8 protein-coding genes are annotated in these 9,812 nt (G+C 58.4%); 1 reads left to right on the forward strand and 7 read right to left on the reverse strand.

Translation table 11 applies throughout. The annotated features are described in order from the left end of the window. Positions 1-44: 44 nt before the first annotated feature. The 4 genes from AC6RV7_RS15360 to AC6RV7_RS15375 form a co-directional block, all read right to left on the reverse strand. On the reverse strand, positions 45-1,193 hold the full coding sequence (locus AC6RV7_RS15360) for a TIGR03118 family protein (protein ID WP_500094901.1): 1,149 nt from the start codon (positions 1,191-1,193) through the stop codon (positions 45-47). Positions 1,194-1,994: 801 nt separating this feature from the next. Further along, positions 1,995-2,252 (reverse strand): hypothetical protein, encoded by a 258-nt coding sequence (locus tag AC6RV7_RS15365; RefSeq protein ID WP_500094902.1) that lies wholly within the window; start codon positions 2,250-2,252, stop codon positions 1,995-1,997. A gap of 10 nt (positions 2,253-2,262) precedes the next feature. Continuing rightward, positions 2,263-2,463, reverse strand: coding sequence for a hypothetical protein (locus AC6RV7_RS15370; RefSeq protein ID WP_500094903.1), 201 nt, complete (start codon positions 2,461-2,463; stop codon positions 2,263-2,265). Next, positions 2,450-3,067 (reverse strand): transposase, encoded by a 618-nt coding sequence (locus AC6RV7_RS15375; protein ID WP_500094904.1) that lies wholly within the window; start codon positions 3,065-3,067, stop codon positions 2,450-2,452. The genes AC6RV7_RS15370 and AC6RV7_RS15375 overlap by 14 nt, the downstream gene beginning before the upstream one ends. 47 nt (positions 3,068-3,114) lie before the next feature. Here AC6RV7_RS15375 and AC6RV7_RS15380 point away from each other — a divergent pair, with 47 nt between their 5' ends. Further along, positions 3,115-3,429 carry an IS66 family transposase gene (locus AC6RV7_RS15380; RefSeq protein WP_500094905.1) on the forward strand — a complete coding sequence of 105 codons (315 nt, stop codon included), beginning with the start codon at positions 3,115-3,117 and terminating at the stop codon, positions 3,427-3,429. 532 nt (positions 3,430-3,961) lie between these two features. Here the strand turns inward: AC6RV7_RS15380 and AC6RV7_RS15385 are convergent. The 3 genes from AC6RV7_RS15385 to AC6RV7_RS15395 form a co-directional block, all read right to left on the reverse strand. Further along, complete coding sequence (locus tag AC6RV7_RS15385; RefSeq protein ID WP_500094906.1) at positions 3,962-4,291, reverse strand: hypothetical protein; 330 nt, start codon at positions 4,289-4,291, stop codon at positions 3,962-3,964. Positions 4,292-5,318: 1,027 nt separating this feature from the next. Next, complete coding sequence (locus tag AC6RV7_RS15390; protein ID WP_500094907.1) at positions 5,319-6,998, reverse strand: RHS repeat domain-containing protein; 1,680 nt, start codon at positions 6,996-6,998, stop codon at positions 5,319-5,321. A gap of 1,233 nt (positions 6,999-8,231) precedes the next feature. Further along, positions 8,232-9,812 (reverse strand): FtsX-like permease family protein (locus AC6RV7_RS15395; RefSeq protein ID WP_500094908.1); only part of this gene is annotated, 1,581 nt, incomplete at its 5' end.

Consider the following 9,812-nt stretch of genomic DNA (forward strand, 5'->3'; position numbering starts at 1 on the left):
AGCGGCGAGCACACCGGGGTGTCCGCCGCCCGCGTAAACATCCTTTAGGTGACGACCGGCTTCGCAGCGCGCCGGCGGCGCAGCATGATCACCGCGATCAAGCCGACGGCGGCGAAGGCCGCGTAGGTGGACGGCTCCGGCACCGGGCTGATGCTCCCGAAGAGACCGTGCGTTTCATCCTGAATTCCCGCGGCGAAATAAAGGGTGCCGGGCTTGCCACCGGCGCCACCGTTGCCGAACCGGAGGCCCCAGAGCCCCTCGATGACGAGCGGGTTGCCATTGGAGTCTTTGAGGGTCCCGAGCAGGTCGCCACTGACGAGATCGAAGGCGTTGATGGTGCCATCGCCGAAGTTGCCGACGAGCAGGCTGCCATCGAAGGGACCGAAGCCGGTGGCGGGCGCGATCGCGAGTCCCCACGGGGCATTGAGCACGCCGTTGGAGGCGACGCGTCCGAGCAGATTTCCCTCGGTGTCGAAGCGGTTGACGAAACCGAAACCGGCGCCGGTTTCCTCCTCGTCGCCCTCGTCGTTCACCTTCGCGTAGGTGACATAAAGGCTGCCGCCGAGGTTCTGGATATTGAAAGGCGCGTAGCCGCTCGGCAGCGTCGGGTCGGTGAAACTGCCGGTGAGAGACGCGGGGGCGTTCGTGCTGGAGAACGCGTCGATGCGTCCCTGCGTGAAGTTCGCAGCGTAGAGGTAGTCGTTGCTGCCGGAGGTAGCCGTGGCGACGCCGAGATAAGAGGCGCCGGCGGCGGAGTTGTTGACCATGGTTTCAGCCGTGGGACCCAGCGCGGGCCGCCAGCCGGCGATCGTGCCCCGGGCGTCGGCGAAGATGAACCGGTTGCCATTGAACGAAGTGGCGGAGCCATTGAACACCTGGCCGGTGGGAACGGCGGGGCCTCCGGCCGGATGAGGAATCGAGACGACCAGCGGGAGTGGCGTGCCGGCTGTATTGTACAGCGTCGTGTTGCCGGCGCCGGCGTTTGAAACCCAGAACGGTGTCGCGGGACCGGAGGAGATGCCCCACGGATTGACGAGGTTCGTGTCGGTGTACTGGGCCATGCCCGGCAGGTCGGACACGAGATTCTTCTGCCGGTAAGCGAGCTGGGCTTGAAGAGCGGGCGCCAGCGCGACGAGCGCGAGCGCTGCGAAAACGGGCGCGAAGGAAAGGCTTCCGCGGGGGTGTGATTTCACTGTGGTCTCCTGGTTGAGTACTCAGGTGGGGCGTTGACGCTGGAAGCGCGCCAAGTGTAGGCCCGTGCCGGGTAACGCGAAATCGGGAAAACTCCCACCACCGGCGGATTTTCGTAACAGGGTTGTTACGTTTTTCTGCTGGATGCGCGATGGGCCGTGTCTCCGGCACGCGCATCCCGACGTAGAACTTGGAGAAAGAGCCTCCTGCCGAAAAAACCAGATCTATGAACGCGGTGGTCCGGCGCTTCCCCGCTATATTCGTCCCGATACTATATTTTCTGCGTTCTCTTCACTCCTCCTGAATATATTCATCCAGATGCCCTGCTCGGTGAGCAGATCCCTTCAGGAGTTCCCATGACGGATCACCTGAAGGCGTCGGATATCCTCCCCTCGGCCTGCACGCATTAAGGTGAGTTGCCGGGCTATGGTGGGAAACGTAAGGCGGCCGTTTTGTAGCCTGATCCTTCGGGAACCCTACCTGAACGGTTCGGGGAACCTTCAGGCGATCTGCGGGGATGCCGTGGCTTGAGGTCCGACGAAACGTAAGCGGTTGGTTTTCGAAAACACTACCTTGCCCGCGAACGCCATCCACCCCGGCCGAGCGATTCCGCTCGTCGTATTCGATGCATCGCGGAGGCCCGGCTGGAATTAAGAACTGTTGCGGGCCGCTTTCCCGGCCCCCACTGCCCGGACTTTCACTGGATCGGCGTCGTATCTCGCGAAGAGTTACGACGCCAGGTCTCACCATCTCTCGTCAGGCTTCGAGACACGCTCCGGCAGCCCAAAGAACCGCGGCAGCGGTCAATCTTCGACGCGTTCCAAGTGCACCACGTGGATGTGGGCGGCGCCGTGGTCGCTCCAAAACGTCACCAGCCAATCGCCAAGCAAAAGGACTTCGTTGATGCGTCCGCTCGTATCGCGCTGTTGGAAGTCGCCTCGGCGAAATGGTTCAGCTTTCAACTCGTCGAGTCGTGCGAGCAGTCGCCGCATTTCCGCGCCGCGCGTCGCGGCCAGTGCGGCCCACGCCCGCTCGTGCAAAATCACTTCGTAGGCACGCACGCCGCGCAGTTCAGCCGTTTTGCTCCAAGCGTTTTTTCGCCTCAGTCAGGCTAACGCCATGGCCCGCCTCGATGTCGACGTGACGCTGCGCGAGTTCGCGCTGATATTCGGGATTCTCCACGCGTAAGCGGTGCTTCAAAAACGCCAACGTCTTCAGCAGCTCCTCGTGCGGGAGCTGCTCGATCTGCGATTTGATTTCAGCAAAAACCATCGTGCTCATAGAGTGGGATCAATCCGCCTCGGCGCAAGCTTGGCTGCTCCGCCACCACCCCGAGATAATCCACATACTTTCGCCAACCGGCCGTCGTGTCCCGCAAACCGCCGCATTCGCCAAGGATCGTCGCCGCTTCCAGGCATTCCGGTCGGCCCTTCCCGGCAAACCACGACAGGCTGCTCCAGCGATAGTCGAGCAAGCGCTCCACCGGCACGATTCTGGCCCGCACCGGATTGAGATGGATGTAATGCGCCACCTGCGCCAGCGCATGGCCGGGTTCCACGTGCAGTGCCTTGTAGCGACCTTGGAAGGGTCGGCCCGTCTCGCCGTGAAACCGGTTGAACCGCGCGACCCAAGTCCCCTGCAGCCACTTCATGCCCTCGCTCAGATTCGGCTCGGGCGTTTCCACCGCCAGATGGAAATGATTGCGCATGATCACGAACGCATGCAGCCGCCACTGAAACCGCTTCGCCGCCTTGAACACGCAGACCTCGAACGACTCCGCCGCGCCCTTCCCCACAAACAGATCCCGCCGGTAATTGCCCCGGCTGATCAGGTGATAACAAGCGCCCCCGTATTCCAGTCGAAGCTTCCGTGGCATGTGCGCCAGATCAGCTTCTGATTTGCACGTTTGTCTATAGTTCACACATGACCCCTTCGGCCGCCTCCATCGATCACTGGGACGCGCTCGTCGCGCATCAACAGCACCCGTTCACGCGCCTCGACAACAACCTCGTCGAAAACGCGATCCGTCCTTCCGCCATCGGGAAGAAGAACTGGTTGTTTATCGGACATCCCGACGCGGGACAGCGCTCCGCCATCATCTACTCGCTCGTTGTCTCGTGTCAGCGCCACGGCAAAGACCCACTCGGGTATCTGCGCGACGTGCTGCGGCGATTGCCGGCGATGAGCAACCAGGACGACCTCGCTCCGCTCACGCCGGCACAGTGGCAGCCCTCGTAAAACTGCCTCGTAGCTGTCACAACTATGCCAGACGAGCGTTCGTAGTCGTCACAACTACGACTCGTCTACGAGGCAGAACGTCGGACGCTTACGAAACCTCGTAGTTGCGGTAACTCTAGTCGTGTAGAATGACTCGGCAAAACGGCGGTAACTACGGAGTTAGTGGCCACGGGCACCTGCCGTAGCCCTGCTCCGTCAATGAGGTGTCGCGTCGGACGCTTACATTGCGTTTACCTCCTGCCAATTTCTCGCCGTCGCATACAACGCCCTTCCGCTCGCCGCTATTCTCGCGTATTGAGTAGCACCCGCTGCCCAGCCGACAGCGTATGTGCCAGCGACCACGAGCGACGTATCACGAACAGTTGTCGCGATACCCTCGGCCAAACCCCAATTTGCGGCGCTACGTTGAGCAGCCGCTGAACCGAGCAATGATTCGACTCGTGTCTCACCGATCTGCCCCAACTTCGCAGTATCCGCCGCGTGCGCAGCTCGGGCAGCAGCGTAGCAATCGTTCAGTGCCTTGTTTGGGGCATCAAATGCCGGTGTAAACCCTTTCGACCACGACCTTCTTGAAGGCGCGGTGATCGTCGACATAGATCCAAATCGCTACGCCAGATTTTGACGAAGGAGTGTTCTCCTCTCCTGCTGGATAGTGAGATTGATACCGCTTCTGATACTGGTCGTAGGAGAATGGCCAATGTTGCGCCGAAAGAAACGCTTCGATTTTCGAAGCAGAATCTCCCGGATTTAGATTTTGATTCACGAGTGCTGCAACCTGCTGTTCAGACATGGGCGTTTCTTTTGCGCAAGCGGGACATAGCAGGATGCACGCGAACGCAAGATAGACGAGGACGGATCTCATGTGCTTAATAGGTTAACGCTGCTGATGGCTCGCCATTCCGCCAACCGGGAGCCGGAAGCAGGGGTGTCGGTCGTTCGAAGCCAAGGCTTTCGAGTAATGTGAACGCATAGGAATTGCTGTTCATTCCAAAGACACCTCCTCCGGCTGGTGTGTAAGGGATCTGATTCTCGTTAGTCACGTTCGCAAACTCTACCAATGCCGAAACGACGTCCTCATACGTCCTGTTCACCACGCCAATCGATTGAGTTCGGACCGTATCCGATGGTCTATCAAACGCCAAATTATCGCTCCATTCAGCGGCCTGACCTCTGAGCGTTCCGAATCCCATCCCCCCAGATCCGCCGTTACCAGCTGTGGCAGAAAGAGAGCCACCGCTCGTGGATTTCGACACTGCAGAAGTCGAACCTGAAGCAGATTGAGCGCTTGGTCCACCGCGCCCAATGTAGCTTTTTCCAGTAACAAGGTTAGTCGCGATGACGAATGTGTGATACTTCCCGTGCGCTTCAAAGCCCGATGCCTGTGTGTATCCTAAGCTTATTAGTGTCCGACTTGAGGTCGTCGAATTGTTTGGGGCTAGTCAGTTTTAACGCGTTTAGGCCTCCCCCGGAACTCAATCCTCGTTACGTCCTTCAACGTGGTCAGACGATGGAGAAACGCATGCCGGTTCACTTCAGTAGAGAGAATACCCTCCAAGACGACATAGCACCCCGACAGCTTCTGAACGTCCTCCAGAGTGCAGTTCAGTTTGCTATAGTCGATCTCTAAGAAAAGGACGGAAGACTGATCCTCCATGTCGATTACGTCTGGAGATGGCGCCAGCAACGGGGTTTGGCCGTCCACGTGAAGATAGCCGATCACCCTGACTCTCTGGGTTACCGGAGGGGTTTTGCCACAAAGCAACTCGAATATGGACCAATGCTTTGCCGCTGCATCCCGGGTTCCGAATGCGGCTGGCAAGCCGAACAGCCCAGGCTGGGCACACCACAACGCGATTCCGAGAACTAGAAGTCTGCGAGACATATTGTTCCTATTTCTTTTTCGCCCTGAGGCAGTCAACCAGTTGTGAGACATCTTCCGGCGGGAGGAGTGGATCAGATACTGTGCCTTGCGGCTTCGCATAGCCGTAGCGGGTATCGGTATCGTTCCAGTGAGAGAGATCAGGAGGATCGTAACGAAGAATTCTATATGTCGGCGTAACCACATATCCGGGAGTTCCACCTGGACCAGCATTGTCGGAGAACCCTTTATCTCCGCCGAATCCTGAAAAGCTCTCTCCACCGGGCGGGGGGTGATTATGGCCCCAGCCGAGCAAGCGACCCAAACTAAGCATCTGCTTGAAAAATGGGTTGAGGCCGAGATTCACCGACCGATCTGACCGATTCGTGACAAACTGCCCAAGCTGAATCTGGTCGTTATTATCGCGGTAGATCGAGAAAGCGTATTCTGTTGAGCCAGGCGTGACTCCACCTGACGTCAAGGTCCTGAGCAATCCAGACACTGCTGCCTCGTCGACGCTGCCGTAGTTCTTGTTTTTGAGATAGGCTGAATACTTTGAGATCAGCTTTTCGCATGGAGTCTGCTCGTCCGTTTTATCTGGGGCTTGTTCCGTTCCACCGGAATCTCCTCGGGAACCTTGAGGTCTATTCGGAGGCCCCCCACTGCTTTCGGGTCTCCACGCGCGAACAACACCAGGAGTCCCGCCACACTGACTATCGTCGATTTCGATCCAAGATGCCACCACTTTTCCACCTATTGTTCCTGTAAACAACATGCCACTCCAAGTACATGCCAGACCCAATACATCCCACGCCCGCGTTGGCCGGTTGGCGGTGAAGTTATACAGGTTATTCCCGCCTTGCCCCTCAATCGGGTCGCGGTTGATGAAGCGGCCGTGCTTGGGCGCGTAGTAGCGCAGGCCGTAATAGACGATGCCTGGCTCCCAATCCATATACTGACCCGAAAAGCCGATCGGGTAGCTCTGCCAGGCGCCGGTGGCGTTGAGCCCCTTCCCGTAGGGCGAATACTCCACGGTCGCCAATAGCGATCCGCTGGAACTGGCGTAGGCCACGATATTGCCCAGCGCATCCGGGATCGCATAGCTCACGGCACCGCCGCTGATCTGGGCCAAAAGGCTCCCCGCGCCGCCGGCCGCACCTTGGGCATCGGAAAAATCCCGCCCCCAGACAAAGGTCTTGTTCACCGTCGCGCCGTTGTTGGCCAGTTCCGCCGCCAGTTTCCAGCCGGACCACAGGAACTTGATGTCATACGCGCCCGTGCCGGTCACCACCTTCCGAATCCGCCGCCCGGCGTAGTCGTAGGTAAACGTGATGGTCTGTCCGGATTTCGTGAGCGACTTCAAGCGATTCTCCCCGTCGTAGGCATACGTCCAGATCGCATCCTGGGTCAAGTTACCATCCGCATCGTAACCGATCCCCGGCTCCTGCCGCTGCCCCGTGATCGAGCTGTACCGGTTGAGGGGGTCGGGCGTGTAAGTGGTCGTCCCCGTCGAATCGACTTCGGTCTTGCGATTGCCCGCGAGATTGTAGGCCCACGTCCAGTCGCGGGTGTTCAGGGTGCTGTCGCTATTGAGCAACTGACCGTAACCGTCGTAGCTGAAAGTCGACGCCACTCCGCCGAGGCCAAGGGCGGTGGCATAGCTCGACGTGTTTACCGAACCGTCGTAGCTGACCTGCGCCAAAGGGGTCATGTCTGAACTTTTGACAACGCCGCTTCGAACGCCCGCTTCTCGCTCTCTCCCGCCGCCCGAAATCTCCGCACATATTGCGTCACGCTCCCGGGCGCTCCCATCTGCAGGCGGTCCGCCAGCCAGCCGTTCGACACGGACGTCAGCGTCTTCATTACCGCCGCGAGCTGCACTTTTCCTTCGCCGCTTTCCGCGGCGGCAAAGCTTCCAGCGAAATCCCCAGCGCTTGCGCTGCCGCCCGCAAGCGTTCCTCCCATAACGCCTCCCGAGCCTCCTGCTGCGCAGCGCGATCCGCGCCCAGTAACTCGAAACTCCCCGCCCCGGAAGCCTGCGCCGTCAGATCCTTTTTCAGGCCTGCATTGAACTCGGCCGAACCGAGCGCCCAACCCCGCGAAAGCCGCCCGAATTTCTGGTCCCGCCGTCGTGCTGTCCTCCTCCGCTACCACCCCGAGATAATCCACATGTGGTAACAAGCGTCCCCATATTCTAGTCCAAAGCCTCCGTGGTATAGGGGCAGCTTATTGCTCGCTCGACATCGCCTGAATGTTTACCCTCAGGATATTTGTTGGAATCAATTCACGGCACGACCTGTCTCTGTATAGATCGCATTGAAGCTCTACAGGTTCTTTGGCTGCCCTCAGAAGCTCCCGAAAATGCGTAAGATCAATCAGAGCGTAAGTGCCGGCTCTGAGACGCTGGGCGCTCCTGGTTTGATCTCCGTCTTGGTTCAGTACGACCGAGCACAAGCGCCACTCTGCACGGAATACTGCGCGAACCTGGATTGTCGTGATCGAAGCAGCCGACGCATAATAGTCGCGATCGTCAGCATTGCTCAAGCGCAGGATCAGGCGGAAGTTATCCTGGGAGTCGGACGAGACGGCATCATAGACAGACAAGGAGGGATCGGCTAAGCCCACGGAGGGTATAGCAAGCATAAATAGGAGTGAGAGCGTGGCTACTAGCAGGCACCTAGTACTTAGCCGCATGACGATGTCCGCGTTGCACCTGGGTTTTGGCATGTTTAGGGTGGTATTGTCCGACGCGTGACATGCAGCATGTTTGTGCGCTGAACGAAGGATGCGCTCGCGGTCTTTCAGATGGGATACGTTTACCTTAGCAGTCATTAATATTAATGTTTGCGGGTGGTTGGGCGTCTGCCGCAAAGGCTTTTGCCGACGAATTATGACTATGACCCTAGTAGAAACGGAACTTCTTTCGGGCACCGCCAAGTGTGAATTATTCTTCGCGTAGCAGGGTAGCGATATCCGAGTGAGCGGCCCACTTGGCCGGAAGCCAGCACCCTGCGGCAGCGGTTGTCATCAAAAGGAGCGTGGCGCACAGAAACACCGCCGGATCGATGGCGCTGGTGTCATATAGGATGCTATGGAGCAAGCGGCCCATGGCCCAAGCTGCACCGACGCCGAGGACTATGCCCACTGCGGCAAGCGTGAGTCCGCGCAGGAGAATCAGATCAAAAAGTTGGCGCGGCGTTGCCCCTAGGGCTAGTCGTACTCCAAACTCTCCTCTTCGCTGCGTCACACGGAACGCCATTACGGCAAACATTCCTGTGCTGGCCAGGCAGAGGGCGAGGACGGACATAGCCTGCAACACGCTAAGCATATAGCGCTCTTGTGCAGATTGTTTCAGGGAGGCGTCAGCCAATGAACTGATTGACATCGTAGCGATGAGCGGGTCGACGGCAAAGACGGCCCGCCGGATAGCGTCCTCCATTCCAACGGGGGATGTACTTGAGTGGCGTAAAAGTAACGACGCGACGCCGCGGCCCTCCTGCTGCCAGTACGGGAAGTAGAATTGCGGTCTTGGCTTCTCCCTGACCCGCTCTGCTACATCGTCCACAATCCCGACGACCTCCCAACGCCCCGCTTTGCCGGAGCCATACTGGAACTCTCGGCCGATTGGGTAATCTTCGCCGAAGTAGGTGATGGCCATTGCGCGGTTAAGCACTACAACCGGCGCGCTGGATGGAGTAGCATCATCGAACCAGCGTCCACTGATAAGCCGCAGGCCAATCGCTTGCCGATATCCGGACGTTACCGGATTGTAGCCCGCGTCAAACTCCACGCCGTCAGGCCTCTTGACCAAAGTCCCCGCGCGACCAACCATAGGGACCACCGCCGTAATTGACACCGCCTGCACAGACGGAATCGCACTAATTTGCGCTTCAAGCCGTTCGTAGAGGATTCGTCGCTGGTCGGTTGAGGAATAGGCACCATCGGGAGGTCCGAGGGTCACAACCAACTGGTTCGATATCTCGAATCCTCGTTGAACGTTCTGAAGATTCAATACCGTACGTATCATCAGGCCGGTCACGGAGAGAAGTGTCACAGCTAGAGCAGCCTCGGTGACGATAACGACGTCTCCGAAGCCTTTGGATTGGCGGCTCTCCCCGCGATTTACGGGCCCCTCTAGAAGGGCGTTTGACGATTGTACGTTCAATACGCGGCAGACGGGAAGGACTGAGACAAGCACCCCTGTTAACGCACTTAAGCCCATGCCGAAAATGCTGATCCGCCATTCAGAGTGGAATAGACCGTCCGCAAGCAAAACGTCATCGACGGTAAACCGAAACAGTATGGGCGAAAGCCAGTAGGATAAAAGTAGACCGACGGCGCCGCCAAACACTGCTAGAATTAAGTTTTCTGTCACTATGAGGCGAGCTACCTGGCCGCCGCTAGAGCCGGAGGTATCAGTAATTCTGTGTGTGGATCGGTTATGGTGTAGTTTCCTTTTGCCCTCAGCTAGCTGAGGGCAAAAACCGCGATCCAAAAAGAACGGCAAACTGGCCAAGTGCTTTCT

The sequence above is a fragment of the Opitutus sp. sgz309028 genome (assembly GCF_059821195.1).